The 25,478-nt window shown below is 61.7% G+C and carries 27 protein-coding genes; 13 read left to right on the top strand and 14 right to left on the bottom strand.

The genetic code is table 11. The features are described from left to right. Nucleotides 1-66: 66 nt before the first annotated feature. Both BFP92_RS18595 and BFP92_RS18600 read right to left on the bottom strand, forming a co-directional pair. On the bottom strand, nt 67-474 hold the full coding sequence (locus BFP92_RS18595; RefSeq protein WP_065930590.1) for a response regulator: 408 nt from the start codon (nt 472-474) through the stop codon (nt 67-69). Between the two features lie 59 nt (nt 475-533). Then, entirely contained in the window at nt 534-740 is a 207-nt protein-coding gene (locus BFP92_RS18600) for a Flp family type IVb pilin (RefSeq protein WP_056860433.1), read from the bottom strand. Between the two features lie 330 nt (nt 741-1,070). On the opposite strand from BFP92_RS18600, the gene cpaB reads away from it, so the two are divergent. Genes cpaB through BFP92_RS18640 form a run of 8 tightly spaced genes read left to right on the top strand, consistent with a single transcriptional unit; the run spans nt 1,071 to nt 8,483 of the window. Then, nucleotides 1,071-1,997 carry a Flp pilus assembly protein CpaB gene (cpaB, locus tag BFP92_RS18605; protein ID WP_065930591.1) on the top strand — a complete coding sequence of 309 codons (927 nt, stop codon included), beginning with the start codon at nt 1,071-1,073 and terminating at the stop codon, nt 1,995-1,997. Between the two features lie 15 nt (nt 1,998-2,012). Then, on the top strand, nt 2,013-3,233 hold the full coding sequence (locus BFP92_RS18610) for a type II and III secretion system protein family protein (RefSeq protein WP_065930592.1): 1,221 nt from the start codon (nt 2,013-2,015) through the stop codon (nt 3,231-3,233). Beyond that, nucleotides 3,230-4,423 carry a CpaE/TadZ family protein gene (locus BFP92_RS18615; protein WP_056860436.1) on the top strand — a complete coding sequence of 398 codons (1,194 nt, stop codon included), beginning with the start codon at nt 3,230-3,232 and terminating at the stop codon, nt 4,421-4,423. The genes BFP92_RS18610 and BFP92_RS18615 overlap by 4 nt, the downstream gene beginning before the upstream one ends. Then, nucleotides 4,420-5,682 (top strand): TadA family conjugal transfer-associated ATPase, encoded by a 1,263-nt coding sequence (locus BFP92_RS18620; protein WP_065930593.1) that lies wholly within the window; start codon nt 4,420-4,422, stop codon nt 5,680-5,682. The genes BFP92_RS18615 and BFP92_RS18620 overlap by 4 nt, the downstream gene beginning before the upstream one ends. A gap of 19 nt (nt 5,683-5,701) precedes the next feature. Next, nucleotides 5,702-6,583, top strand: coding sequence for a type II secretion system F family protein (locus tag BFP92_RS18625; protein ID WP_065930918.1), 882 nt, complete (start codon nt 5,702-5,704; stop codon nt 6,581-6,583). 7 nt (nt 6,584-6,590) lie between these two features. After that, nucleotides 6,591-7,478, top strand: a complete 888-nt coding sequence (locus tag BFP92_RS18630) for a type II secretion system F family protein (RefSeq protein WP_065930919.1) — start codon at nt 6,591-6,593, stop codon at nt 7,476-7,478. Between the two features lie 10 nt (nt 7,479-7,488). Next, on the top strand, nt 7,489-8,211 hold the full coding sequence (locus BFP92_RS18635; protein WP_065930594.1) for a tetratricopeptide repeat protein: 723 nt from the start codon (nt 7,489-7,491) through the stop codon (nt 8,209-8,211). 2 nt (nt 8,212-8,213) lie between these two features. Beyond that, nucleotides 8,214-8,483, top strand: a complete 270-nt coding sequence (locus BFP92_RS18640; protein WP_065930595.1) for a DUF3613 domain-containing protein — start codon at nt 8,214-8,216, stop codon at nt 8,481-8,483. Nucleotides 8,484-8,550: 67 nt separating this feature from the next. On the opposite strand, the gene BFP92_RS18645 is transcribed toward BFP92_RS18640, so the two are convergent. Continuing rightward, nucleotides 8,551-9,333, bottom strand: a complete 783-nt coding sequence (locus BFP92_RS18645; protein ID WP_065930596.1) for a response regulator transcription factor — start codon at nt 9,331-9,333, stop codon at nt 8,551-8,553. A gap of 126 nt (nt 9,334-9,459) precedes the next feature. After that, nucleotides 9,460-9,933 carry a prepilin peptidase gene (locus BFP92_RS18650; protein WP_065930597.1) on the bottom strand — a complete coding sequence of 158 codons (474 nt, stop codon included), beginning with the start codon at nt 9,931-9,933 and terminating at the stop codon, nt 9,460-9,462. Between the two features lie 72 nt (nt 9,934-10,005). Here BFP92_RS18650 and BFP92_RS18655 point away from each other — a divergent pair, with 72 nt between their 5' ends. Both BFP92_RS18655 and BFP92_RS18660 read left to right on the top strand, forming a co-directional pair. Then, nucleotides 10,006-10,446, top strand: a complete 441-nt coding sequence (locus tag BFP92_RS18655) for a TadE/TadG family type IV pilus assembly protein (protein ID WP_065930598.1) — start codon at nt 10,006-10,008, stop codon at nt 10,444-10,446. Then, the gene (locus BFP92_RS18660) at nt 10,443-13,172 is read left to right on the top strand and encodes a PAS domain-containing sensor histidine kinase (RefSeq protein ID WP_065930599.1); all 2,730 of its coding nucleotides are present in this window, start codon (nt 10,443-10,445) and stop codon (nt 13,170-13,172) included. Before BFP92_RS18655 ends, BFP92_RS18660 begins: the two co-directional genes overlap by 4 nt. Here BFP92_RS18660 and BFP92_RS18665 read toward each other — a convergent pair. The 5 genes from BFP92_RS18665 to BFP92_RS18685 form a co-directional block, all read right to left on the bottom strand. Continuing rightward, nucleotides 13,169-15,145: a pilus assembly protein TadG-related protein gene (locus BFP92_RS18665; RefSeq protein ID WP_065930600.1), complete on the bottom strand. Its 1,977-nt coding sequence runs from the start codon at nt 15,143-15,145 to the stop codon at nt 13,169-13,171. The two genes, BFP92_RS18660 and BFP92_RS18665, sit on opposite strands and share 4 nt — an antisense overlap. A gap of 206 nt (nt 15,146-15,351) precedes the next feature. Then, nucleotides 15,352-15,909 carry a DUF4136 domain-containing protein gene (locus BFP92_RS18670; RefSeq protein WP_065930601.1) on the bottom strand — a complete coding sequence of 186 codons (558 nt, stop codon included), beginning with the start codon at nt 15,907-15,909 and terminating at the stop codon, nt 15,352-15,354. Nucleotides 15,910-15,954: 45 nt separating this feature from the next. Beyond that, nucleotides 15,955-16,557, bottom strand: a complete 603-nt coding sequence (locus BFP92_RS18675) for a DUF4136 domain-containing protein (protein WP_065930602.1) — start codon at nt 16,555-16,557, stop codon at nt 15,955-15,957. A gap of 24 nt (nt 16,558-16,581) precedes the next feature. Beyond that, nucleotides 16,582-17,331: a methyltransferase gene (locus BFP92_RS18680; protein ID WP_065930603.1), complete on the bottom strand. Its 750-nt coding sequence runs from the start codon at nt 17,329-17,331 to the stop codon at nt 16,582-16,584. Next, nucleotides 17,324-17,632, bottom strand: a complete 309-nt coding sequence (locus BFP92_RS18685; RefSeq protein WP_065930604.1) for a MazG-like family protein — start codon at nt 17,630-17,632, stop codon at nt 17,324-17,326. The genes BFP92_RS18680 and BFP92_RS18685 overlap by 8 nt, the downstream gene beginning before the upstream one ends. Nucleotides 17,633-17,786: 154 nt before the next feature. Between BFP92_RS18685 and BFP92_RS18690 the strand changes: the two genes are divergently transcribed. The 3 genes from BFP92_RS18690 (at nt 17,787) to BFP92_RS18700 (ending at nt 19,973) form a co-directional block, all read left to right on the top strand. Next, nucleotides 17,787-18,080: a hypothetical protein gene (locus BFP92_RS18690; protein ID WP_017136733.1), complete on the top strand. Its 294-nt coding sequence runs from the start codon at nt 17,787-17,789 to the stop codon at nt 18,078-18,080. A gap of 3 nt (nt 18,081-18,083) precedes the next feature. After that, the gene (locus BFP92_RS18695; protein ID WP_065930605.1) at nt 18,084-19,427 is read left to right on the top strand and encodes an MATE family efflux transporter; all 1,344 of its coding nucleotides are present in this window, start codon (nt 18,084-18,086) and stop codon (nt 19,425-19,427) included. A gap of 117 nt (nt 19,428-19,544) precedes the next feature. Further along, complete coding sequence (locus tag BFP92_RS18700) at nt 19,545-19,973, top strand: hypothetical protein (protein ID WP_065930606.1); 429 nt, start codon at nt 19,545-19,547, stop codon at nt 19,971-19,973. 8 nt (nt 19,974-19,981) lie between these two features. Here the strand turns inward: BFP92_RS18700 and BFP92_RS18705 are convergent, their stop codons facing one another. The 5 genes from BFP92_RS18705 to BFP92_RS18725 form a co-directional block, all read right to left on the bottom strand. Continuing rightward, on the bottom strand, nt 19,982-20,845 hold the full coding sequence (locus BFP92_RS18705; protein ID WP_065930607.1) for an alpha/beta hydrolase: 864 nt from the start codon (nt 20,843-20,845) through the stop codon (nt 19,982-19,984). Between the two features lie 181 nt (nt 20,846-21,026). Continuing rightward, nucleotides 21,027-22,940 (bottom strand): arginine decarboxylase, encoded by a 1,914-nt coding sequence (gene speA / locus BFP92_RS18710; RefSeq protein WP_056860452.1) that lies wholly within the window; start codon nt 22,938-22,940, stop codon nt 21,027-21,029. 212 nt (nt 22,941-23,152) lie between these two features. After that, entirely contained in the window at nt 23,153-23,524 is a 372-nt protein-coding gene (locus BFP92_RS18715; RefSeq protein WP_012722004.1) for a translation initiation factor Sui1, read from the bottom strand. A gap of 183 nt (nt 23,525-23,707) precedes the next feature. Continuing rightward, nucleotides 23,708-24,244, bottom strand: a complete 537-nt coding sequence (locus tag BFP92_RS18720; RefSeq protein ID WP_065930608.1) for an NUDIX hydrolase — start codon at nt 24,242-24,244, stop codon at nt 23,708-23,710. A gap of 2 nt (nt 24,245-24,246) precedes the next feature. Continuing rightward, entirely contained in the window at nt 24,247-25,314 is a 1,068-nt protein-coding gene (locus BFP92_RS18725; protein WP_017136740.1) for a DUF2333 family protein, read from the bottom strand. Between the last annotated feature and the right edge of the window lie 164 nt (nt 25,315-25,478).

Raw genomic sequence — 25,478 nt, forward strand, 5'->3', positions numbered from 1 at the left:
CTGCGCAATCAAAAAGTGGGAGCTGGCTTGCCTGCTCCCACACAATTGTATTAACCCAACTCTCTGCTACGGGCGAGATTTCTGCAGAGGAAAAAGACTGTTAAGCGTATCAATCAACCGCACCAGATAAATGGGCTTGCGAAACAGATCCAGCACCTGCAAGCGCAGCATGTCGCTCACATCATCCATCTCGGCATGGCCGGACATCACAATCACCGGCAGGTGTTGGCGATCGGTGTGTTCGCGCAGGCGCTTGATCAGGGAGATGCCACTTTCCTCCGGCATGCGCAGGTCAGTGATGACCAGGGCAATGTCAGGGTTCAGGGTCAGCTCCTGCAAGGCGAAAGTCACGGAGTTCGCGGTAAAACAAACGAAGCCCTCGTTCTCCAGCGACTCCGCCAGTTCTACGAGGGCATCTTCTTCGTCGTCCACCAACAGGATCTGCTGGCGATAAGGTTTAGCGGCAGCGTTCATGGGTACGACCTGGCGTTGCCAATCAGTGACGTCTGTACTCACAGCATACTGCCTGAAACTCAACCACCTGTAGCAGCCGGAGAAATCGCGGCCCCAATCCTGGTAAAGAAGGCGGTGATCTGCGGCCCGAGAGTAGTCCCGGCTGCCAATATCACCAACGCAACAATCGCCACGAGAATGAGGTATTCAATCGCGGTCGCACCGTCCTTGCGGTGAAAAAGCGACTGAAGTTGGACGTGAACTTTCATTAACAGATCAAGGATCATAATACGTCTCCTATGGCGGCTGGGCGCCCTAGCTCGGTGCTGCACAGTAATTGCCATGTGCCACCTGAGCATTGTCAACAAACCCCACCCTCACAACTGTAAGAACTGATTAATCACAAAGTAGTGGTCATTTTGCTGGCGCCTGAATCCCTTGTTTTCAAGGCTATCCAGGCTCGCCGCGAAGAAATCTTTCTGTCAGTAATGGCATTTTGTCCTAGCTGAACTACCTTCAAATAGCGAAATAGTTAGTCACTGTTCATAGCAGCCAGGTTGCGGAATTAGCCTGTTCGGATCGACGGGTTTTAGTCCAACAGGAAAAGGAGAGCCGTCATGAACACGCGTCTGAGCATGGTACTGGCCGGTGTGCTTTTGGTCGGTGCGCTGTTTGCCGGTTACTGGGGGTGGGTGCTCAGCCGCGAACCTGCCCCGGCGCCGCCACCGCCGCCAACCGCACCTGTAGAAAAAGCCGTCGCCGTGGTCGAGGACCAGACCCGCCAATCGGTGGTGGTACTGGCCCACGATGTCCCGCCCTTTATTGCCTTGACCGCCGCCGACCTGAGCATCGAAAAACTGCGCACGGCGCCAGCTGGCAGCATGACCAGCGTGGACCAGGCCATCGGCCGCACACCGTGGCGCGCCCTGCAGGCCGGCACCTGGCTCAACGACGAAAGCTTCAGCCCCGGTGGCCCACTGGCACGGATGATTCGCCCAAACGAACGCGCGCTGGCGGTGGCCGTGGATGAAGTGATTGGCGCTGCCGGCCAGTTGAGCCCTGGCGACTATGTGGACGTGCTGCTGTACCTGCGCCAGGACGTCGCCAACGTCGAACAATCCGCCCAAGTGGTGATCCCCGCCATGCGCCTGCTCAGCGTCGGCGATCAAATGGGCCTGACCAACGACGGCGTTCCCGCTTCACCGCCGGCAATGACCGCCGAAGAAAAAGCCCAACGGCACGCGCCCTCCCGCACCGTGGTGCTGGCGGTGCCCGAACAACTGCTGAGCCAACTGATGCTGGCGACCCAGGCCGGCACTTTGCGCCTGGCCGTGCGCAGCGCCGATGAGCGCTTGCTGAGCCACTACTGGGCCGGTGAAAGCGATGCACCGGGCAAGCTGCAAAGCGCCAACCGCGACCTCTACCCATTCACCCAACTGGCCTTCGTCCAGGCGCCCAAAAAAGTCGCCCAGGGTGGCCCCGCGCGCCGCACCGGTGTCGAGGTGATACGCGGCAATCAAGCCACCCAACAAACGCCCGACTGAACAAGGATGCTGTGCATGAACCGACGTTTCGCACCGGTGTTCACGCTGAAAATCGCCTGTGCCCTGATGCTGTCGAACCTGTCTGTGGGGCTCGTTGCAGCCGCCCCGGGCAACTGCGGCAGCCTGGGCCAGCTACCCGCAGCGCTCTCCGTGGGCGAGGGCCTGCAACAGGAACTGCAATCCCCCGTCGCGATCACGCGCCTGGCCATCGGCGACCCGAAAATCGCCGACGTACATCTGAACGGTGATCGCGGCTTCCTGCTCACCGGCATCGCCTCCGGCACCACCAGCCTGATGGTCTGGACCGCCTGTTCGAACACGCCGCGCCAGAGCATGGTGTTCGTCAAAGGCAAGGCCACCTCGGCATTGACCAGCCTGTCGTTGTCGCCGTCGGACGACCCGACGCTGCCCAGCCAGGTGCAGACCGACATCCGTTTCGTCGAAGTCAGCCGCTCCAAACTCAAGGAAGCCAGCACCAAGATCCTCGGCATCGGCAGCAACTTTTTCCTCGGCAGCCCTAATCTGGTATCCCCGACACCTGGCACCTTTCGACTGCCGGTGAGCGACAGTAACTTCAATATCGGCTTCGGTGGCGGGCGTGTGTCGGCCATGATCAACGCACTGGAAAGCAGCGGTTTTGCCTACACCCTGGCCCGCCCAAGCCTGGTGGCCATGAGCGGACAAAGCGCGACGTTCCTGGCCGGCGGCGAAGTGCCGATCCCGGTACCCAGCAGCGCCAGCAACAACATCTCGATTGAGTACAAGGAATTCGGCATTCGCCTGACACTCACGCCGACGGTGATCGACCGTAACCGTATTTCTCTCAAGGTGGCGCCGGAAGTCAGCGAGCTGGACTACACCAACGCCGTGACCATCCAAGGCGTCCAGGTGCCGGCACTGGCCATCCGCCGCACCGACACCAGCGTGTCACTGGCCGACGGCGAAAGTTTCGTGATCAGCGGCCTGATCAGCAGCACCAACACCACCACTATCAGCAAGTTTCCAGGCCTGGGCGATATCCCGATTCTCGGCGCGTTCTTTCGCGATTCCTCGGTCAACCGCCAGGACAAAGAGCTGCTGATGATCGTCACCCCGCACCTGGTGCAGCCGCTGGCCGCCAATGCCCAACTGCCGTCGTTGCCCGGCGAGAAGCTGCGCAACTACGACCCGAACTGGTACCGCCTGTACTTCCTGGAAAACGGCAATTTCGACCGACTTAATGGGTTGTCTCAATGAGCGATAGCCTGAGCCAGACGTTTCTGGCAATCACCCGCAACACCACCGACCTGGAATGGCTGCAGGGCGCCCTGGCACCGCTTGGCCAAGTGGTCAGTGCCGGCAGCGGCACCCTCGACGAGTTGCTCGCGCTGGTGGACGTGACCTTCGCCAACCTGGTGTTTATCGGCCTCGACCGCGAACACGTGGTGGCCCAAAGCGCGCTGATCGAAGGCGCGCTGGAGGCCAAACCGATGCTCGCCATCGTCGCCCTCGGCGACGGCATGGACAACCAGTTGGTGCTCAACGCCATGCGCGCCGGCGCCCGCGATTTTGTCGCCTATGGCTCACGCTCCAGCGAAGTCGCCGGGCTGGTGCGCCGTTTGAGCAAACGCCTGCCGCCGGTGGCCACCAACACTCAACTGGGTGGCCTCACCGTGCTCTACGGCACCCAAAGCAACGCCGACGGCGCGCTGCTGACCAGCCACTTGGCGCTGGTGGTGCAAAAGAGCGGCCAGCAAACCCTGTTGCTCGACCTGGGCCTGCCGCGCGGTGACAGCCTGGCGTTGCTGGGGCTGGAAAGCTCGTTCAATTTCGGCGACGCCTTGCGCCACCTCAGGCGCCTGGACACCACCTTGATCAACAGCGCGTTTACCTGCGCTGAAGACGGCCTGCGCATTCTCGCCTACGCCCCCAATGACGAGCCTCTGGAACAGACCAGCGCGGCCGAGCTGTACATGCTGCTCAGTGCCTTGCGCCAGCACTTCCAGCACATCGTGGTGAACCTCGCCGGCCAGCCCGACAGCGAAGCGCTGCGCACCTTTGTCAGCCACTGCGACAAGCTGCTGTGGTGCACCGACCAAAGCGTGCTGGACTGCCGTCGCAACCTCGGCGTGCTGAACCAGTGGCGCGAAAAAGGCATGAAGCTGGAACACGCCAAGCTGCTGGTGGACCGCTACATCAAAGGCTGCGCGCCCGACGCAGACGCCCTGAGCAAAAGCTATGGCCTGGAGGTGATCGCGGTGCTGCCGCTGAGCCCGGAGGTACGCCTGAATGCCAAGAACCAAGGGCAAACCCTGTTCGCCCTGGCCCCGCGCGAAACCCTGACCCACAACCTCAAAACCTTGGGCGAGCGCCTGGCAAAGCGCTCCGAAGGTATGAAGCAACCCTCGCACACCTGGTTTGAACGCCTGCTGAGGGCTGGAAAATGAACGGTGAAAAACTCTTCGGCGCCCCCGCCCGCAGCCTGGGTGGCAACACTGACCACGACGGGCTCAAGCTGGTGCTGCATCGCTACATCATCGATGCCATCGAGGAGTCGGGGAAAAATTTGCTGGAGGGTTCACGCCCGCTGTTGGCGCAGTTTGTCATCGACAAAGTGGCCGAATACATCAACCGCATGCACCTGGCGATTTCCCGGTATGAGATGGAACGCCTGGCCGAAGAGATCGTCGATGAGCTGACCGGTTTCGGCCCATTGGAAGTGTTGCTGCGCGACCCGTCCGTCACCGAAATTCTGGTCAACGGCCCGCACCGGGTGTTTATCGAGCGTGACGGTTTGCTGCATCAAAGCGACCTGCGCTTTATCGATTCGCACCACGTTGAACGCGTGATGCAACGCATCCTCGCACCGCTGGGGCGGCGCCTGGATGAGTCATCGCCGATGGTCGATGCGCGCCTGCCGGATGGCAGCCGGGTCAATGCGATCATCCCGCCGATTGCCCTGGACGGGCCGTGCCTGTCGATTCGTAAGTTTCGCAAGGACATGCTCAAAAGCAGCGACCTGGTGGCAATGCAGACCATCGACCAGAACATTTTCGACTTCTTCCAGGAAGCCGTGGGCAAGCGCTGCAATATCCTGATCAGCGGCGGTACCGGCACCGGTAAAACCACGCTGCTGAACATTCTCAGCCAACTGATCAACCCCCATGAACGCCTGGTCACCATCGAAGACGTGGCCGAGCTGCAACTGGGCCACCCCCACGTGGTGCGCCTGGAAACCCGCCCACCGAATGCCGAGGGCCACGGCGAGGTCAAGGCCAGCGACCTGATCCGCAACGCCCTGCGGATGCGCCCCGACCGCATCATCCTTGGCGAGATCCGTGGCGTGGAAGTGCTTGATGTCCTCACCGCCATGAACACCGGCCACGACGGTTCCATGAGTACCGTGCACGCCAACAACGCCGCCGATGCGCTGCTGCGCCTGGAAACCCTGGTGGGTTTGACCGGCCGCGTGGTGGCGGAGAAAACCCTGCGGCAAATGATCTGCGCGGCGCTCGATGTGGTGATCCAGTTGACCCGTTTGCCGGACGGGCGTCGTTGCGTCAGCGAAGTGGTTGAGGTGGTGGGTATCCGCGAAGACGTGTACGTGACCAATACCCTGTTCCGCCATGACCGGCGCACCGGCTTCGGTTTCTTGCGCGAAGCGGTCAACCCCGCCGGCGATAAACTGCGCCGCGAACCGGCTTAGCCTTGAAAGGGACATGACCATGACCGGGGCCATTTTGCTACTCATCTGCCTGATCCTGATCGGCCTGTCGGTCCGCTCCTTCCAGAACGGCCTGCGCCGTGCCCAGACCGAGCGGGTACTGAGCCGGCTCGCCGAGGGCCAGCCGCAGTCCGGCGAACAAGCCAACCAGTGGAGTGGCGTGGAACGGATGTTCCTGCGCGCAGGCCTGGGCAAACCCACGGACAGCTTGGGCCTGTGGCTGGCGATCTGGGCCTTGGGCGTGGCGTTGGGGCTGCTGGTGGCCGGCTGGCTCGGGCTGCTGGTGATGCTGGTGCTGCCGCCGTTGCTGCTGCGCCTGTACATTGCCTGGCGCTACCAACGGCGCATCAAGCGCATGATCGAACAGCTGCCGCAATTGCTCGACCACACCGTGCGCAGCCTCAAGTCCGGGCGCACCCTGGCCGACTCGGTGCTCGGCGGCATCGAGATCACCGAAGACCCGCTGAAACAGGCCATGGGCCGCATCCAGCGCAACGTGCAGTTGGGCGTAAGCCTGCCGGAGTCGACCCACGATTTTGCCGAGTTCTACGAGCGTGATGAGTTTCGTCTGTTTGCGCTGGGCTTGAAGATCAACCATCGCTATGGCGGCAACGCCAGCGAACTGCTGGAAAACCTGATCAAGATGATCCGCGAGCGTGAGCAGGCCGCCCGCCAACTGCGCGCCCTGACCGGCGAAACCCGCGTGACCGCCTACGTGCTCGGCGCCCTGCCGATCTCGATGATCGGCTACTTCCTGGCGGTGAACCCGGCTTACCTGATGACCATGTGGAACGACGGCACCGGGCGCATGCTGTTGTTCGTGGCACTCGGCATGCAGTTGCTGGGCTGTTTCGCCTTGTGGCGCATGCTGCGGAGCGTATGAGATGGCTATCCCACTGCTGATCAGCGCCGTATTGCTCCTGGCCGCCCTGGCGCTGGTGCTGGCCAACCTGCTCAAACACCGGCGCGGCCAGCGCCTGGTCGCCCAGCGCTTGCAGGGGCAGATGGGGCGTGAACGCACGCTCAATACGTTGATGCGTCAATTGGGCAACAGCTCTATCGCGCAACGCTCGGTCAGCCTGGACAACGAAACCCAGCTGCTGCTCAACCGGGTTGGCTGGCGCCAGGCCAGCCAACGCTCGATGTTCGCCGCCCTGCAGGTCGGCATGCCGTTGTTGGCGCTGGGCGTGGTGCTGGTGGGCCAGCAGTTGCTGTTTCCCCACACGGCCTCGCCGTGGCTGGCGCCCGCAATCGGTTTGGGCATCGGCTACCTGTTGCCCAAACGCATCCTGGCCTGGGCCGCCAAGGCCCGTCAGCAGCGCATTTCCCGTGAGGTCTCGACCTTCATTCCGCTGCTGCGCATCCTCTTCGAGTCCGGCATGGCGGTTGAACAAGCGCTGCGCGTGCTGAGCATTGAAGCGCAGCGCCTGCTGCCGGACCTGACTTATGAACTGCGCCTGATCCTGACGCGTGTCGACTCCGGTCTGGAACTGAGCGAAGAGCTGGGCAAGACCGCGCGAATGCTGGCCGTGGATGAATTCACCGACACCTGCACCATCCTCCAGCAACTGGTCCAGCAAGGCGGCGGCGCAATGAAATCGCTGCTGGCGCTCAAGCAATTGCTCGACGACCGCCGCCTCACACGCATTCAGGAATTCGTGTCGAAGATGTCGGCAAAGATGTCGGTGGTGATGATGGTGTTCCTGTTTCCCGCCCTGCTGATCGTGCTCGGGGGGCCGGCGTTCATCGGCATCTCCCGGGCCTTGAGTCACTTATGAGGACCGCCCGATGAAAGCCTTGATTGCCGGTTTGAGCCTGTTGCTGCTCGGGGGTTGCGCCACCAACGGCCAAACGCCGTGGGCGGCCCTGACGACGGGCGGCAGTTGCCCCAAACCTGGGTCTGACCAGGAACTGGCGCTGAACCTGGCCGATGAAATGGCCAGCGACGGTAAGCTGCACGCCAGCCTGGCCAACCTGCAAAACCTGCCGGCCAACTTGCCCCAGGTACGCCTGCGCCAGGCCAAGGCGTATCGCCTGCTCGGACGCACCGAGGCACAGGGGCTTTATCAAAGCCTGATCGGCACCTGCATGGCGGCCGAAGGCGAGCACGGCCTGGGCCAATTGGCTTCGGCCAAGGGCGACAACAGCCAAGCCATGGCGCACCTGCAACGTGCGGCGCGGCTGGCGCCGACCGATGAAAAAATCCGCAATGACCTGGGCGTGGTGTATCTCGACCAACTGCGCCTGGAAGACGCGCGCTTCGAATTCATGACCGCCATGGAGCTCAAGCAGAGCGACCCGCTGGCGGCGATCAACCTGGTCACCCTGCTGATCTATCAGGACAACTGGAAGCAGGCCGCACAAGTGGCCAGCCAAATGAACCTGAGCCCCGAACAAGTCACCGACGCCCAGGTCCGCGCCGAGAAACTCAAGGGCGCCAGCATTCCCGTCGCCAAGGCCAAAGACCCACTGGCGACCGTGAGTGATGCCGCCAGCACCCCGAGGAATTGATCATGAAAATGCCCTATCTCGCCAGCTTCGCCGTGCTGGCGTTGCCCCTCACGGTCATGGCCATTGAGCCCGGCCCGTCATCGCCGCAGCAGGCGGTGACCGAAAGCTGGCTGACCTTGCAGTCCAGCGGGAAAGCCGCATCAAACACCCGGCAAAAAGCCTCCGCCGCCGAACGTGACCTGGCGGCGCAACGCTTGCTGGAAAGCTACAAGCACACGATTCCGGAGTACTTCGATCAGAAGGCAGGCGGGACGGTAAAGAGCGGTAATTGATAGGACCACATCGCTGAAGTCGAACTCGGTCACCTGTGGGAGCGGGCAAGCCCGCTGCCACAGGTGATCAGTGGGCCGTGACGCGCTGACGCATCGCCGAGTTGCTGGGCGACAACGCCAGCGCCAACTGCGTGCGGTTATGCATGTGCGTCAGGCGCAGCACCTGGGACACATACAGCTTCACGGTGTTCTCGGTAATCCCCAACTCGCAGGCGATCTGGTAGTTGGTCTGCCCCTTGCCCACCAGCCGCGCAACATCCAGCTGACGTGGGGACAGCTGGTTGAAGATCGCCGGAATCTCCAGCGTCCCGGCCTCCTCTGCAGGCACCTCGTCACCCTCATGCCCTGGCGGGCTGCGGCGTGCCTTGTCGAGGTCCTGGTACAGGTCGTTGATGGACTCGGAAAGAAATTGCAGCTTCTGGTTCAAGCGCCCCAGTTGCAGCTCTTTCTTACGCTCCTCCAACGCTGCTTCCTGGCGCTGCAAGCCTTCAAGCAGTTCATCGAGATTGATCGGTTTCTGGTAGTAATCCGCGATGCCTGCGCGCAGCGCCTTGATCACATCCTGCTTGTCCGCGCGGCCGGTCAACATGATCGCCTCAAAGGCGCGCTGCTTGCCCGCAACCTTCTGCAGCTCCTGGACCAACTCGATGCCGTCCATGTCCGGCATATGCAGATCGCACAACACCAGGCCAATCTCGGCGTCTTCGGTAAAGCGCTTCAAGGCCTGCTGGCTGGATTCACACGGGACACAGCGGAAACCGCTGCTTTCAAGAAATTCACAGAGCTCTTCCACGATCAGCGGCTGATCGTCGACCACGAGCACTTTTACTGCAGAGGTAAGCTTGTTCACGCGCTACTCCATGCATTGCAAGCCAAAAGTTTGACTAATCCTTCACCACGAATTTTCCTGTACAGCCACGTATTAAACGTAGACGCACTTTCCGACTATGTACATAGCGTTAATACCCTCAAACGATTAATGGATCCAAAACCACGCGACTATAAAACCCACCAGCAAAAACGGCGCAAAAGGCAGTTTTCTTGACGGATCAAGTGCCAGATAACCCAGATGGTTTTTAACCCCTTGACTCATAAGCGGCCAAAGCTTTGGCGCTGCCAAAAGCCACAGCAGATTGGCGACGGAGGCCCCTACAAATGAACCCAGCAGGTAATCGGCATTGGAGGCCAACGCCAGGGCCGCGAGCAGCTTTACATCACCGGCGCCCAGGCGGCCCAGGGCGTAACCGGGCAAGGTCAGCAGCAGCGCCAGAAAAAACGCCCACAGGCCCTGCCCGACGGAAGCGCCCAGCCAGGTGTGGCCCGTCCACACGAGGTAGATCAGCGCCAGCAAGGCCGCGCCCAGCGTCAGGCGATTGGCGAGCAAGCGCTGGCGAACGTCCTGCACGGCACACAGCCCCAACCACAACAGCACCACTGCGCTATGGATCACGTAAAAAACATCCCTTTTCGCCGATTGATTCTATGCTGATATCAAGTAGTAGCCGTCAGGGTAGACGCGGTGATGAAAACAAGCCTCCCCGAGAAGCAAAAAGGCACGGCAGCCATCGAGTTCATTGCCGTGTTCGTGATTTTTTTTGCCGTGTTCTACGGCACGGTCAGCTATAGCCTGCCGCTGCTGCTGTTGCAGTCGTTCAACCAGGCCACCGCCGAAGCCGTGCGCCTGAGCGTAGGGCTGGACCCGAATATGCAAGGCTACCCCGCCGCGGTACAGGCCACTGCCAAATCAGCGGTGGCTACCCGCCTGGGGTGGATTCCTGACGCCTACAAATTCAACGCAGCCGCACACGTCACCACCACCTTTACCGGTGGACTGTTGCTGGTGCAGATCAACTACCCGTCGGCCAACCTCCAGGCGGTGCTGCCCTTTATTGTCCTGCCGGGCATCGGCACCGTGCCGCAACTGCCGACGACATTGCAGGCCCAGTCGAGCCTGCAGTTTTGACCTCGGGGGACAGGTTGTTCGGGCGCCTGCTCGGTCGCAATGGTGCGCTGGACATCGACCCGCCCGCGCCGCCGTCTGCCGGGCTGCACGTGCACCTGGATAGCCAGGGCCGCGTGCTCGACCTCAACGGCACGCTGCGCCCACAGTTGCCGCCACTGGTTAACTCGCCGCGCTTGCAAGCGCTGCTGAGTGCCCATAGCGCCGTGACGGTTGAAGGCGTGCCCGCCGACTGGCAGCGCCACAGCCTCGACCTGGATTTCCACGGGATCGCCGGGCAAATCCTGCACACCCGCGGCACGCTTGAACCCTATGACAATGGCTGGCTGCTGCACGCCGTAGACATTGGCGACTTGCTCGGCAGCCGGCAATTGGCCGAGCAGCGCGAACAGAACCACCAATTGACCAGCCGCGTCAGTGAGCAACTGCGCGTGTGCAGCCTCAGCCGCCTGCCCGAGGTGTTCAACGAACAGTTATGCAGTGTGGCGCAGCGCTGGCGGATCCCCTGCGTGGCCCTGGCCCTGCTCGATCAGGAAGACCAGGGCTGGGTGATTTACAGCCAGTACGCCAATCATGACGCGCCGCTGTTCTGGCACACCGGCCAGCGCCTGGGCACCTGCCTGGACAGCCTCAACGGCACCACGCCGCTGAGCCTGCAAGCCCCTTATGGGCGCGGCGAGCACCCGCGTTTGCACAGCATTTTCGGCAATGCCGATGGCTTCCTCGTGCCCTATCGCGACGGTCAAGGTATCGCCGCCTGGCTGCTGTGCGGCGCCTACAGCGGCCAGCCACACAGCAACGACCGCGACTGGCTGAACCTCGCCGCCGCCCTCGCCGCGCCCTTGCTCAGCCGCCTGCGTGAACACCGTCACCATCAACAACTCGAACGCCAGGAAGCGTTGCAAGGCCTGTTGGGCACGGGCTGGTTTGAGTTGTTGCCCGCCAGCGACGAAATCCAGCTTGCCGCCCAATTGATGCGCAACCTCGACCCGGAAGACGGCCCGACCCGGCAACCCCTCGAGGCGTGGCTGAACCACATCCACCCGGCCGACCGCCAGGAGCTGCACAGCCGCCTGCGCGACCTGCAAACCCTCGGCAAACCCTTGCTCGCCAGCGTGCGCCTGAACCGTGGCGACGGCGCCACGCCGACCTGGTATCGCGTGCAGGGCCAGGTGCTGGGCGCCGGTGAACAGCGGCGCTGGGTCGGCTTTATGCTCGACATCAGCGACATCCAGAACCAGCAACTGCAAGCCGACGCCGCCCGCGCGCGCCTGGACAACCTGATCGCCAGCTCACCGGCGGTGATCTATGTGCAGCGCTATATGAATGGCGCGCTGCAACCGGTGTTTTTCAGTCACAGCCTGCTGCCCTTGCTCGGTCGCACCCTCGCCGAATGCACCCATGACAGCCTGGTGCAATGGGTACACCCGGACGACCGCGACCTGTACTTCCAGCGCACCCGCCAACTGCTGCGTGAAGGCAGCGTGCGCAGCCGTTACCGCGTGCAAGACACCCACGGGGATTACCACTGGCTGCTCGACGAAGCCAAGCTGCTGCGCGACGACCTGGGCGTGCCGGTCGAAGCCGTCGGCCTGTGGCTGGATGTGACCGAAGCGACGCTGGCCGCCCAGCAGGTCAAGGACAGCGAGGAGCGTTACCGCATCCTCGTCGAAGACTCCCCGGCGATGATCTGCCGCTATCGCCCGGACCTGACCCTGACCTTCGGCAACACGCCGCTGGCCAATTACCTGGAGTGCCCGCCTGCGCAGTTGCGCGGGGTGAACCTGGGAGAATGGCTGTCGACCGAACAGCGCGAAGCGTTTGTGCAACGCATCCAGCAGTTGACGCCGGAGTTCCCGGTGAGCACGGCGGAAATCAGCCTGCAATTGCCCGGCCGCGAACATGCCTGGTGGGTGTGGTCGGACCGAGGCGTCTTCGATGAGCACGGCGCCCTGGTCGAAGTGCAGGCCGTGGGCCGCGACAACACCGAAGTGCGGCGCTCCCAGCAGCAACTCACGCAAAGTGCAAAAATGGCCACCCTCGGCGAAATGGCCACCGGCCTGGCCCATGAGATCAACCAGCCGCTGAACGTGATGCGCATGGCCATCGTCAATGTGCTCAAGCGCCTGAGCAATGGCGATGCGCAGATCGACTACCTGACCGAAAAACTCCAGCGCATCGACGCCCAGGTGCAGCGTGCGGCGCGGGTGGTCGACCATATGCGCGTGTTCGGCCGCCGTTCGGAGGTCGAGCAGCAACCTTTCGACCCGGCGCAGGCGCTGGAGGGCACCTTGTCGTTGCTCAGTGAAGGCCTGCGAGGCAAAGGCGTTGAAGTGCGCCTGACCCAGGTGGATATCCCGGTGCAGGTCAAAGGCTACGTCGACCAGCTGGAGCAAGTGCTGATCAACCTGATGGTCAACGCCCGCGATGCGCTGTTGAGCCAACGCGAAAAGAACCCCGAACTGCGCCCCTGGATCGCCCTGCACACCGAACACGACAGCCGCCACGTGCGCATCTGGGTCGAAGACAACGGCGGCGGCATCGACCCACGCCTGCTGGAGCGCATCTTCGAGCCGTTTTTTACCACCAAGCCGATTGGCGTGGGCACAGGTTTAGGCCTGTCGGTGAGTTACGGCATTGTCGAGAACATGGGCGGGCGCCTGAGCGTCAGCAATGGCGAACACGGCGCACGGTTCTGCGTGGAACTGCCCAGGGCCACCGACGTTTAAATCACCAGGTAGGCCTCGCCGGTCTGGCCACAGGTGAGGTTGGCGCCGACGTTCACATTCACCAGGCTAATGCCCAGCATGCTCAGCAGGTTGTTGAGGATCGGGTTGAGCAGCGGGCCGAGCAGGCCATCCACGACGGGAGTGACGATGGCGCTGACACCACCGAGCAGCGCTGTGACCGTAGGCGCCAGAATGCCCAGCGGGCTTGCTCCGGACGGTTGGTACGCCGTGATGCCCACGCCATTGAGCGTGGTTGAAAGGCTGCTCACCACATTGGTGGCCGGCGTCGCGGCCTTGTAAGTCGGTGTAAGCCCCACATTCGGTGGTGTGGCAAATGGCGTGGTACTGGAGAACACCAGGGTTTGATTACTTGCCGCAATCGGGCTTTGCACCTTGATCGCGATACCGCCACCGGCAAACGGCACGCGCGGGTCACAGCTGCCGATGCCGAGGATCTTGTGGCAGGTCTTGGTGCCAATATCGATCAGGGGTAACGGCGCTACCGTCATCGGTAAGGTGCTGGAAAACGCATTGGTGATACTGCCCACATTCAACGACGCCAGCGAGGTGGTGGTGTACGCCGTCAGGCTCTTGGTGCCGGCATTGCCGGTCGGGCAGCTGTAGGCGGTGACGTAACTGCTCGCGGCGCCGGCATCCAGCACGATGTTAATCGGCAGGTTGCCGGGCAGCACCAGCAAATCCGCCTGCTGGCAACCGGCGCCCAGCAAACACAAGGCCGAGTTGATCGTGCTCACCAGGTTCAGGCTCAGCAGGCTGCCGAGCACCGGCGTCAGTGGCCCCAACAAGTCGTTGACCGCCGTGTTCAGCCCCGACAACGCACTCAATACCGGCAAACTCACGGTCACTTGCGTGCGCACCTGGGCGGTGCGTACGTAAATTTTATTTGGCCCTGTAGGGTTGGCCGCCGCCAGCACCGGGTTGCCGATGGCCGACAACTGCGGCGGTTCGATCACTTTGACCTGGGTGGTGATATTGGCCAGCCCCAGCACACTCACGGGCAAGGTCGCCGCCGCCGCGCTTTTGCTGTTGGACAGTTGCACAACGCCCTGGATCAGTTGAAACACCTGCAAATTGGCATTCAGCGCTGCAGAAGTGGTGCCCGTCTGCAATTGCAGGATCTGCCCAACGGTCAACGGCGTCTGGTTGATCGCGGCGACTTGCAAGCTGCCCAGGGCGGTGATCACGTCCGCCGTTGCGCCGTTGGCGGTCAGCACGGTGACCGCGGCCTGGATCAACTGCGCGGCAGTGACGTTGGTGTTGAGCAACTGGGTGTAGTTACCGGCGGCCACATTGAGGTTGATCGCCAGTTGGTTGAGGTAACTGAGCAGGTTGATATTGGTAGTGAGCAAACCATTCCACCCGGCGACCGTCAGGTTGACGTTACCGCCGAGCAAGCCACTGAACAGCGGGTTCAACAGGCTCGCACTTGCCGTGTTGACGCTGGCCAGGTTGCTGTTGAGGGTCAGTTGGGCCGAAGGCGGCGTGGGCACCGCCGCCACGGCGGTCGCAGTCAATACGGTATTGAGGCTCACCGGGTTGCCGGAGAACAACGCCCACACCCCGGCGGCCACGCTGGTGGTCACGGTTTTGCTCACCACCACTTGAATCGCCGATGACACCGCAGGGTTGGCACTGAAGATGCGCCGGCCCGACGCGGCGGTGGTTATGTTGCCGCATTGGGTCACCAGGGCATTGCCGCTGCCCACCACAAAATGATTGCGCGCCACACTCTGCCCGGCAAACGCCGCCGCGCTCAAACCGCTCAGGCACGTGCCGCTGCGGCTCACCGCTTCCAGCGCCGCCGTGTCCGCCACGCCTTGCAGCTTGCGCTTCTCCAGGTACAGGCGGCCGCTGTCGATCATCAGCAAAGTAAAGGCCAGCACCACCGCCAACACGCCGGCGGCCATCAGGCCGATTGCGCCACGTTGCCTGGAACCAAGTCGGGGAGACATCGAGCACTCCTGTGCCGGCGAGTTGCCGAGCGCTTACTCTCCTGGGATGCAATTGAGTGTAGACAAGGGCGGCGGCGTGCGCCGATTGATCGTTCCCACGCTCTGCGTGGGAATGCATCCAATGACGCTCGGCGTCACGGTCTCAAGCGCGGACGCGGAGCGTCCCTATGCGGCATTCCCACGCGGAGCGTGGGAACGATCAATGCTCAATGAGGCGGGTAATTGGAAAGGATCTTGCTCACTGTGCTGCGAATCGCATCACTGCGATCCTGTGGGTTCGGCGTGCTGGCCATCATCTGCTCGTCGCTGCCACGCCATACCAGTTTGCCGTCCTTGCCGTCGAGCAGGTCGATCTGGATGGTCGCCACTTTGTAAGTGATGTTGCGCGTTTCGTTGTACATCGGCCCGCCCCAGTAGCCATTCCACGGGCCGCCCCAGGCGCCGCCGTAGTTAGTGGTGACTTGTTGCTGGCGGTCTTCGACGATCAGGTAGGCCTGCACATTCAGGTCGGCCTTGGCACCCGCGGCGGCGGGGCGCAGGCCGCGTTGGTCGAGTTGCTCACCCACGGCCTGGCGGATGCGTTGCTCGGTGAGGTCGCTCTTGATCCGTGGATCATCCGGGCGGTATTGCAGCGCCGGGTCTTTCCAGGCCCAGTTGCGGTAGGCGCCAAAATCGCGGCTGGTATCAAAGTCGTGGTTGACCTGGCTGGTCTGGCAGCCACTCAACAAGACCAGTACGGCTAGTGCAGCAAGGCGACGAAGCATGGGTGTTCTCCAAAAGACGGAATCAGCCTGAGATGAGAATAGCTGCTAACTGGGTGGATAAGCGCTCATTGCCTTTTGCATCGCTTCACGCAATGCATCAGCGCGTTCGCTCAGGCTGCCCTGGCTGGTGGTTTCGGCGCTGGTGCTCCATACCGGCTGGCGCGTGCGGGCATCGAACAGGCTCACGCGCGCCACCGCCACCGTCACCTCATACGTGCGTACCACCGGCACCGTGTTGTACATGCCGTAGCCATTGCCATAGCGGTTATAGCCGCCGTAGCCGTAGCCATAGTCGTCCTGCACCTGGCGCAGGCGTTTTTCCAGGCGCACATCGGCGCTCACCAGCAGGTCGGGAGCGCGGTTGTCATGCAAGGGGCGCAAGCCGCGCTGGTCGAGGGCGCCGCTGACCGCTTCGGCGATTTGCGCCGAATCGGCCCAGGCCGTGCCCGCCGGCAGTTGGCCGTTGAGCCAGCCCCAACTGCGGTAGGCACCATAGTCGCGCACCGGCGCCGGGTAGGCACTGGCATCAAAGGTATTGGCCGCCTGGGCCGGAGCCGGCGGCATCGGGGTCGAGGCGGCCACGTAGGGGTTGGGCGTGGAGCAAGCGCTCACGCCCAGCGATAACAGGATCAAACAGAGACGACGCATTTCGACCTCCGCAGACTGGGCCGCTTAAACCGGACGGCAGATCCAGTGCAAATAACGCCCAAGCCCGGCAAAGCTTGGGTGACGACGGTGAGCGAGTTCCATCTCCAACAAATCCTGCAGATCGGCGCGGGCCTGGAATTCCACCGGCATATAGTCGTGGAACACCCGCACGCCACTTTGGCTTTCGACCTGCCAAAGCCCTTCGAGTTGCGCCGCCAGTTCCCGTGGGTCGAGCGGCTGTTGCGGGGTAAGGCTTTGCTTCTCGCCGGCCATGTCGTTCTTGCGCATTTTGCGGAAGTGGCCTTTGAGCAGGTTGCGGTAAATCAGCGCATCACGGTTGTAGAACGCCAGCGACAGCCAGCCGCCGGGCACCGTGAGCTGGTGCAGCACCGGCAGAATCGCGTGAGGTTCGGCCAGCCATTCGAGCACGGCGTGGCACAACACCAGGTCGTAAGGCTCAGTGAGCTGGCCGAGCAATTGCTGCCAGGGCGCGTGGATAAAGGTCGCGGTCTGCCCCGCCTCGGCAAACCGCTGACGGGCGCCTTCAAGCATCGGCTCGGCGGGCTCGGCCAGGGTCACGTGATGACCACGCTCGGCCAGCCACAACGACATATGCCCCAGGCCCGCGCCGATATCCAGCACGCGCAGCGGGCGCTCGGGCAAGGCTTCAGTCAAGTCGGCCTGCAACACCGCCAGACGAATCGCGCCTTTGGCGCCGCCGTAGATCTTCTCGGCAAAGCGCGTGGCCAACTGGTCGAAGTGACGGTCACTCATGGGCGAACCGCCGTTCGCTGTCGGCCAGTTTGGCGCGTACCACTTCGTTCATGTCCAGGCCCAGCTCACTGCACAGCAACAGCAGGTACAGCACGATATCGCCGACTTCCTGCCCGGCGTGGGCGAGTTTGTCAGCCGGCAGCTGGCGCGACTGGTCTTCGGTCAGCCACTGGAAGATTTCCACCAGCTCGGACATTTCCACACTGGCGGCCATGGCCAGGTTTTTTGGGCTGTGGAAGCGCTTCCAGTCGTTGGTATCGCGAATACGGTGCAAGCGTTCGGTGAGGTGTTCGAGGTTCATGCGGGGGCTCCTGAAGGTGTATAGCTTCGGGCGGATGCCGGGCGAAGGCAAGTGAATCCCTGTAACGCATCAACCTCTATGCTAAAAGGGAACTCGCTTGGTGTAATAACGACCAAAGGCTCAGCGACGCCCCCCTCTTCATCAGGACACACACATGCAGGTAGAAAGCTTTTTCGAATGGTTGGGCCAGGCACTGGGTTCCGTCATCCGCTTTATCGTCGACGGGCTCAGCGGGTTGTTCGGCGCCTTGACCCACGCAGGCGGCAACTTTATTGAAGGCCTGTCGCGCACATTGGGCATGGACACCTCGATCATCAGCATCGCCGCCCTGATCATCGGGTTGATGTTGCTGTACTCGGCGGTGCGTGCGTTTATGCGTGCGTCCATCATTATGGGGATTATCTGGTTGATGCTGGGGCTGTGGTTGCTCAGTTGGGTTGTGCATTAATACTTGAAAACACTCACCCTGCTGACGGATTGGCGCGACCGCTCCACCCATCGCCGCGTCTGGGCATTGGCGGCGCCGATGATCTTGTCGAACATCTCGGTGCCGCTGGTGGCCCTGGTGGACAGCATGGTCATCGGCCACCTGCCCCACGCCCATCAACTCGGCGCCGTGGCGGTGGGCGCCAGCCTGTATACCTTCCTGGCCTGGGCCATGGGCTTTCTGCGCATGGGGTCTACCGGGTTTGCAGCACAAGCCGCCGGGCGCGAGGATGGCGCGGCACTCAGGCAAATCCTGCTGCAAGGTTTGCTGCTGGCGCTGGGGCTGGCGATGCTGCTGGGCACGGTGGGCATCCCGCTGAGCCATCTGGCCCTGGAGTGGATGCAGCCCTCGCCCGAGCTGAACCAGCTGACTCGCGATTTTTTCCACACGCGTTTGTTCGGCCTGCCCGCCGCGCTGGCCAGCTACGCCTTGGTCGGCTGGTTCCTCGGCACGCAAAATGCCCGCGCACCACTGGCTATCCTGCTGACCACCAACCTGGTCAACATCGCCTTGAACCTGTGGTTTGTACTCGGCCTGGAGTGGGGTGTGGTCGGCTCCGCACGCGCCTCCGTTATCGCCGAATGGACCGGCGCCCTGCTCGGCCTGGCCCTCACGCAAAAAGCCCTGCGCGCGTATCCCGGGCATATCGCCTGGGCGGCATTAAAGCGCTGGCAAAGCTGGCGCCCACTGCTGGCGGTGAACCGCGATATCTTTATCCGCAGCCTGGCGCTGCAATCGGTGTTTTTCATGATCACCGTGCAAGGCGCCCGTCTGGGCGATGCCACCGTGGCGGCCAATGCGCTGTTGCTCAACGGCCTGCTGTTAACGGCCCACGCCCTCGACGGTTTGGCCCACGCAGTGGAAGCCCTGTGCGGGCACGCCATCGGTGCGCATGATCGCCAGGCGCTACGTCGCTCGCTGGTGGTTGCCTGTGGCTGGTCATTGATTGCCAGTGTGGGGTTCGCGCTGCTGTTCACCTTCGCCGGGCACCTGTTTATCGCCATGCAAACCGACATCCCGAGCGTGCGTGAAACCGCCGATACTTACCTGCCCTATCTGGCCGTACTGCCGTTGATTGCGGTGTGGAGCTACCTGCTGGACGGCCTGTTCATCGGCGCCACCCGCGCGCGCGAGATGCGCAATGGCATGCTGCTGACCGTGGTGATACTGCTGCCCTTCGCGTGGTTGTTACAGGGCTACGGCAACCACGGGCTGTGGATAAGTTTCCTGGTGTTCATGGCCCTGCGCAGCCTCACGCTGTGTGCAATCGCCTGGCGGCTGAACAAGCGTAATCAATGGCTGGGGTAATTGGCCCTGTCAGTTCTCACAGGTTACAACGCTGACGTTCCGGCGTTGAATGGAGATCGCGCCTGAAGACTCTTTGGCTTCAGGCTGCGATCACCTTTCAACTCAAGGAAGAACCCCATGAGCAACAACACCTACTGGATTATCGGCGCGTTGATAGTGGTCGTATTGATAGCTGTCGCGGTCCTTCGTAAGTTCAAGAAGAAAAAAGCCAGGCCTCCAACCGAAACCGTCGCCGAACCGCCTGTTCAGGTTGCGCCAGTCACTCCGGACACGGCCGAATGGTCGTTCAAACTGGATGACGATCCGTCAGCACTCCCCACGCAGCCCGTCATCCCGGCCGGCGTGGAGATTGTGAATCAAACGAACTTTCACATCGTCGTGACACGACTAGGCATAACAACGACGGTACCCCCACAGGGTCGAACACTGATGGAGAATGACGATGGCTGGACAGTCAGCCCTTCAGCGCAAAACACGCTGCAGTCTGTCGCGATGGAGAAAAGCAGCCCCGAAAGCTCGGCCAAGTACACCCTGATAGTCCGGTAAAGCCAGCCTCACCGGCCTGGAGTGGAGCGGATAAACGCCGTGATCTGATCCAGCACCGGCGCCAGCCAGCGCAACGGCTTGGCAATGGATGCCACCAATGTCGCGTGGCTGGTTCTGGTGAAGTAAAACGTCTCGACCGGCACACCCGCTTCGAGCAGTTTCTTCGCCAGCCCGCCCGTGTTGCGCGTGGGGTTGACCAGCGTGTCGCTCACCGAGGCGATCAACAGGCTCGGCGGTGCGTCATGACTGACGTGGTTGATGGGCTGGGAATCGGGCGGTGAGTCCGGGAAGAAAAACACCGGGCGCACATCGCGGTTTTCAATCGGCAGGAAGTCATAGGGCCCGGCCAGGCCGATCCAGCCCTTGAGCATCGAGGGTGACAGCTTGACCTCGTTCAGCCAACGCGCATCCAGTGCCAGCATCGAGGCGTTATAGGCACCGGAGCTATGGCCCATCAGGTAGAGCTGCTTGGGGTCGGCGCCGTACTCGGCGATGTGTTGGTGAGTCCAGGCCACCGCCTTGGCGCCGTCCTGGAGAAAAGCGGGGTAACGCACTTGCGGGTAAAGCCGGTAGTCCGCGATCACTACCACAATGCCACGAGAGGCCAGGGCTTCGCCGACAAAACCGTAATCATCCTTGGAGCCGCTGTTCCAGCTGCCGCCGTAGAAGAACACCACCACCGGGGCGTTTGGCAAGGCGGTGACGGGGCGATAGATATCGAGCTGCTGACGCGGGTCAGGGCCGTAGGCAATGGATGAAGTTCTGGTGAACGTGTTGGTAGGGGTGAGTGCGTTGAGCACTTTGATCGGAGAGCAGGCCGAGAGGAATGCGGCGACTGCCAGGGTTAACGCTTGCAGCCATTTGCTCGACATCGTTCAGACCTCACACAGAAGGTACGACCAAACGAAAATCCAAATGTGGTAGCGGGCTTGCCTGCGATGGCGGTGTGTCAGCCCTGAAGGTGCTGACCGATACACCGCTATCGCGGGCAAGCCCGCTCCCACACTGGATCTCTGTCACTTTGAGATCTTTGTCAGCCTGGGAGCAGTGTACTTATGAGGACAGGTAGGACGAACGCGTCAAACCCAGACGCAACGCATCCAGGAACTGCGTACGCTCGCTGGCACTGATCTTCGCGCTGGCGCACTTGTCACGGTAGTGCGTCATCAACTCCTCCGGCGACAAGTGCACATAGCGCAGCATGTCTTCGATGGTGTCGTGGGTCTCGATCCCGGCGCTGTACACCGAACCGTCTTCACGCTGGTAGATGTTCACCGAGTCGGTGTCACCGAACAGGTTGTGCATGTCACCGAGGATTTCCTGGTAAGCGCCGACCAGAAAGATGCCCAGCAAGTAGTCTTCGCCTTCGTTCAAACCGTGCACCGGCAAGCTGGTCTCGATGCTCTGCTCGTCGACGTATTGCTTGATCTTGCCGTCGGAGTCGCAGGTCAGGTCTTGCAGCACGGCGCGGCGCAGCGGCTCTTCGTCGAGACGGTGCAGCGGCAGAATCGGCAACACCTGGCCGATGGCCCAGGTGTCCGGCAGGCTCTGGAACACCGAGAAGTTGCAGATGTACTTGTCGGCCAGCTTGTCGTTGAGTTCGTCCAGCACTTGGCGATGCGAGCGCTGACGGGCTTTGAGCGAGTTGTGCAGGCGACGGCACACGGCGAAGTAGCACTGTTCGGCCAGGGCTTTTTCCGCCAGGGTCAGCTTGCCGTCGGCGTACTGGGTGGCCACGTCGCTCATGTAGTGAGTGGCGCGCCAGTAAGTCTCGGTGACCATTTCGATGTCGGTCGGGCCCAGCAGGTCGACCAGCCACTGCACGGTTTCCGGCAGGCTTTCCTTGTTCTCGATCTGCGGGATTTCGTCGTTGTGTTTTTCAACGTCGGTGACCTGCACCACCAGCATGGCGTGGTGGGCGGTCAGGGAGCGGCCGCTTTCGGAGAAGATGTGCGGGTGCGGCAGGCTCTGCGCGTCGCAGAATTCCTTGAGCATGCCCACGACCACACCGGCGTAATCGTCCATGTCGTAGTTGATCGAACTGGCGTTACGCGAGTGCGTGCCGTCGTAGTCCACACCCAGGCCGCCGCCCACGTCGATGTGGTCGACCGGCAGGCCGAGGTTGCGCAGTTCGCCGTAGTAACGAATGGCTTCCTTGAAACCGTGCTGGTAGTCGGCCAGGTTGGCGATCTGCGAACCCATATGAAAGTGCAGCAGGCGGATGCCCTGGTCCAGGCCGGCAGCGCGGAAGCGCTCGACCACCGACAGCAATTGCGCCGCCGACAAACCGAACTTGGATTTCTCGCCACCGGTGTCCGCCCATTTGCTCGACGCCAGCGACGACAAACGCACACGCAGGCCAACCTGCGGCTTGACCTTGAGGCTTGCAGCCTCCTCGATCACCAGGCCGACTTCGGATTCTTTCTCGATCACGATAAACACATTGTGACCAAGCTTCTGGCCCATCAGCGCCAGGCGGATGAACTCACGGTCTTTGTAACCGTTGCAGACGATGGTGCCGCCCTTCGGCGCCAGGGCCAGCACGGCCAGCAGCTCAGGCTTGGAGCCGGCTTCCAGGCCGATCGACACGTTCTGGGTGGCGATGATGTTCTCGATCACCGCTTCCTGCTGGTTCACCTTGATCGGGTACAGCGCGGTGTACTTGCTCTGGTATTCCAGGCGCTCGATGTTGGAATCGAACGCGCCGGTCAGTTGGCGTACACGGTCTTGCAGGATGTCGGGGAAACGCACCAGCAGCGGCAAGGACAGGCCGCTTTTGCGCAGCTCGTCGACTTGCTCGTACAGATCAACCGGCGTGCTGTTCGGGCCGTTCGGACGGACTTCAACGCGACCGGCATCATTGATCGCGAAATACCCGGCCCCCCAATGGCGAATCCCATAAACACTGCGGCTGTCCGCAACTGTCCATTGGCTGCCATCGTCTTTGCGTGTGCGTCGTACGGACATCGAAGTCCCCTATATAAAGTCGAAGATCACCACGCCTTGTTGCAAGGCTGGCGAAGTCTAAAGAATGAAAATGACGATTTGCCTGTAAGGAAGGTAGACCCCACTCGCAGGGCAGAGTTTAGACACCGGTCAGGAACAGGCTCTGTGAAAACCATGGAGACGAGCGTTCGCGTTCAGCAAAGCGGTCATCGGGGTGGGTTTCACAGAGGCTGCTAGCCGCCGGATTTCTTCGCCTTGTAACCCAGCTTGATCAGCTCGGCCAACAGCAACTCGACGTGATCGCCCTGGATCTCGATGACGCCGTCTTTCAACGCGCCACCGGTGCCACAGCGCTTTTTCAGCGTGGTAGCGAGTTCCTTCAGGGCCTCTTCGGCCAGGGGCACGCCGGTGATGGTGGTCACCGTCTTGCCGCCACGGCCCTTGCTCTCGCGTCGCACGCGGGCAATGCCGTCGCCTTCAGGGATCAGGGTCTGTTTACAGGTACACGAATCCACGGGCTGACGACAGTCCGGGCAGTGTCGACCTGCGTCGGTGGAAAATACCAGGCCACCAAGGGCGGCGAAGGATGCGGCTTTTTTGGCCACCGGCAATCCTCTTGGGAGGACAAAGACTGATCGGTATTCGCTAAGGCAACTTACCGACCGCGAAGCCCCACTCAGGCAGGGGCAGCGCTACCGAAACGCCAAGGCGGTTCGGGTGAAAAGGCGCGCAGTGTAACGGCAAAAAGCCCGATTGCTAAGGGCCAAATAGCGCCAATTTATGCAACTTTAGCGACGTGAGGCCAGATAGCGCCGCAGGCCCTCTTGAGCATCCGGGCAGTAAGGCTTGAGTTCAGCTTCCTGCAGGACCGTTTCAAGGGGCAAAAACCGCGCTTCCATGACCTCTTCGGGCTGCAAGCACAGCGGGCCATCCCACACTGCCGAGTAAGATGTGCACCACAACCGGCTATCACCGTCCTCAAAGTAAAAATGGTCATGCTCGACCAATTCCACACCGCCCACCCCGAGTTCTTCTTCCAACTCACGAGCAGCCGACACCGCGTAGCTCTCGCCCGCCGCCACCATGCCACCTGCCGCCGTATCCCAAAAACCGGGGTACAGGGCTTTGCTCAGGGTGCGTCGGTGCACACACAGCTCACCGGCGGTGTTGAACAGAAAGATAAAGGTGCAACGGCCGATCAGGCCGCGCTGGCGCAGGTCGGACCTGACGAGGTGACCGAGCAGGTTGTCCTGCTCGTCGACCCAGCAGATCAGTTCAGCATCAGAGGCCACACGGTGTGCGGCCTCGTTGGGAGTAGCGTCCATCATCACCCCTGGTTGAGGAGCTGACGCAAATCTATAACTGCAGCGTTTGCCCGGGAAATATAGTTGGCCATGACCAACGAGTGGTTGGCGAGGATGCCAAAGCCACTGCCGTTAAGAATCATAGGACTCCATACCGGTTCCTGCGAGGCTTCCAGCTCGCGAATGATCTGACGCACGCTGACGGTGGCGTTTTTCTTGGCCAGCACGTCGGCGAAGTCGACTTCAATCGCACGCAGCAAATGCGACAAGGCCCACGCCTGGCCACGGGCTTCGTAGAACACGTTGTCGATCTGCATCCATGGGGTTTCCACCACTTCTTCATCGACCTGCGGCACTTCACCCGGCGCCAGGGCTTCGGTTTTCAGTGCGGTGTTCAATTTTACCCGGCCTACGCTGGCCGACAGACGTTGCGACAACGACCCCAGGCGCGTGGCGACATCGCCCAGCCAGTTGTTCAGGTTGTCGGCGCGGGCATAGAACAGCGCGCCCTTCTGATTGGGGTCGGAAAGACGCGCTTCGTAGCGGCTCAGGGAGTTGATGCCTTCCTGGTATTCCGACTCACTGGACGGCAGCACCCAGCTCTTGTTGTCGAAGTTGAAGCGCGGTTCAGCCTTGGCCAAATCTGCGTCTTCAGCCGACTGCGACTGCGAACGGGCAAAGTCTTTACGCAGGGCCCGGGTCAGGTCGCGCACTTGCACCAGCACGCCGTATTCCCAGCTCGGCATGTTGTCCATCCACAGGCCTGGCGGAAAACGGTCGTTGGAAATGTAGCCACCGGGCTTGTTCAGCAAGGTGCCGACCACGGTCTTGAGGGTTTCGACGGTGGTGTAGCCAATCACCATCTGCTTGCCTTCCTTCTCGGCGGCAAGCTGGGCGTTTTGCTGGACCGGGAACAGCGCCGGCTCTTCGCTCCAGTACCAACCCAGGCCGCCGGTGACCAACAGGTACAAGGCCAGCACGCTGAGCAGCGCTTTGCTCATCAGCAGGTTGCGAAAGTAGCCGCGTTGGGTCGACTTTGGCTCAGGGGCGGGGCCTTTGGCACTGCCTGCACGGTTTTTCCAGTCCAGCATGGCGATATCCTTTCAATCACTTGAGTTCATGCACGTCAATTGTCCGGGTGCGGTCAAACACTCCGACCACAACCCTACCCCATCGTGCCCATCGGCGCGGGGCTTTTAACCGAAAGTGGCAGGTGGGAGGCGTTCGACTATAAAGGATGCACGCTTTTTACGCA

Source organism: Pseudomonas sp. 58 R 3, from assembly GCF_900006605.1.
GTDB lineage: Bacteria > Pseudomonadota > Gammaproteobacteria > Pseudomonadales > Pseudomonadaceae > Aquipseudomonas > Aquipseudomonas salomonii.

Bases quoted from the DNA above. Each gene is read 5' to 3' on its own strand.
- BFP92_RS18615 (WP_056860436.1), top strand. From the start codon at position 3,230: ATGAGCGATAGCCTGAGCCAGACGTTTCTGGCAATCACCCGCAACACC.
- BFP92_RS18685 (WP_065930604.1), bottom strand. From the start codon at position 17,632: ATGAACCTCGAACACCTCACCGAACGCTTGCACCGTATTCGCGATACC.
- BFP92_RS18680 (WP_065930603.1), bottom strand. From the start codon at position 17,331: ATGAGTGACCGTCACTTCGACCAGTTGGCCACGCGCTTTGCCGAGAAG.
- BFP92_RS18635 (WP_065930594.1), top strand. From the start codon at position 7,489: ATGAAAGCCTTGATTGCCGGTTTGAGCCTGTTGCTGCTCGGGGGTTGC.
- BFP92_RS18620 (WP_065930593.1), top strand. From the start codon at position 4,420: ATGAACGGTGAAAAACTCTTCGGCGCCCCCGCCCGCAGCCTGGGTGGC.
- BFP92_RS18705 (WP_065930607.1), bottom strand. From the start codon at position 20,845: ATGTCGAGCAAATGGCTGCAAGCGTTAACCCTGGCAGTCGCCGCATTC.
- BFP92_RS18720 (WP_065930608.1), bottom strand. From the start codon at position 24,244: ATGGACGCTACTCCCAACGAGGCCGCACACCGTGTGGCCTCTGATGCT.
- speA (WP_056860452.1), bottom strand. From the start codon at position 22,940: ATGTCCGTACGACGCACACGCAAAGACGATGGCAGCCAATGGACAGTT.
- cpaB (WP_065930591.1), top strand. From the start codon at position 1,071: ATGAACACGCGTCTGAGCATGGTACTGGCCGGTGTGCTTTTGGTCGGT.
- BFP92_RS18640 (WP_065930595.1), top strand. From the start codon at position 8,214: ATGAAAATGCCCTATCTCGCCAGCTTCGCCGTGCTGGCGTTGCCCCTC.
- BFP92_RS18690 (WP_017136733.1), top strand. From the start codon at position 17,787: ATGCAGGTAGAAAGCTTTTTCGAATGGTTGGGCCAGGCACTGGGTTCC.
- BFP92_RS18655 (WP_065930598.1), top strand. From the start codon at position 10,006: ATGAAAACAAGCCTCCCCGAGAAGCAAAAAGGCACGGCAGCCATCGAG.
- BFP92_RS18700 (WP_065930606.1), top strand. From the start codon at position 19,545: ATGAGCAACAACACCTACTGGATTATCGGCGCGTTGATAGTGGTCGTA.
- BFP92_RS18625 (WP_065930918.1), top strand. From the start codon at position 5,702: ATGACCGGGGCCATTTTGCTACTCATCTGCCTGATCCTGATCGGCCTG.
- BFP92_RS18595 (WP_065930590.1), bottom strand. From the start codon at position 474: ATGAACGCTGCCGCTAAACCTTATCGCCAGCAGATCCTGTTGGTGGAC.
- BFP92_RS18610 (WP_065930592.1), top strand. From the start codon at position 2,013: ATGAACCGACGTTTCGCACCGGTGTTCACGCTGAAAATCGCCTGTGCC.
- BFP92_RS18665 (WP_065930600.1), bottom strand. From the start codon at position 15,145: ATGTCTCCCCGACTTGGTTCCAGGCAACGTGGCGCAATCGGCCTGATG.
- BFP92_RS18600 (WP_056860433.1), bottom strand. From the start codon at position 740: ATGATCCTTGATCTGTTAATGAAAGTTCACGTCCAACTTCAGTCGCTT.
- BFP92_RS18675 (WP_065930602.1), bottom strand. From the start codon at position 16,557: ATGCGTCGTCTCTGTTTGATCCTGTTATCGCTGGGCGTGAGCGCTTGC.
- BFP92_RS18725 (WP_017136740.1), bottom strand. From the start codon at position 25,314: ATGCTGGACTGGAAAAACCGTGCAGGCAGTGCCAAAGGCCCCGCCCCT.
- BFP92_RS18670 (WP_065930601.1), bottom strand. From the start codon at position 15,909: ATGCTTCGTCGCCTTGCTGCACTAGCCGTACTGGTCTTGTTGAGTGGC.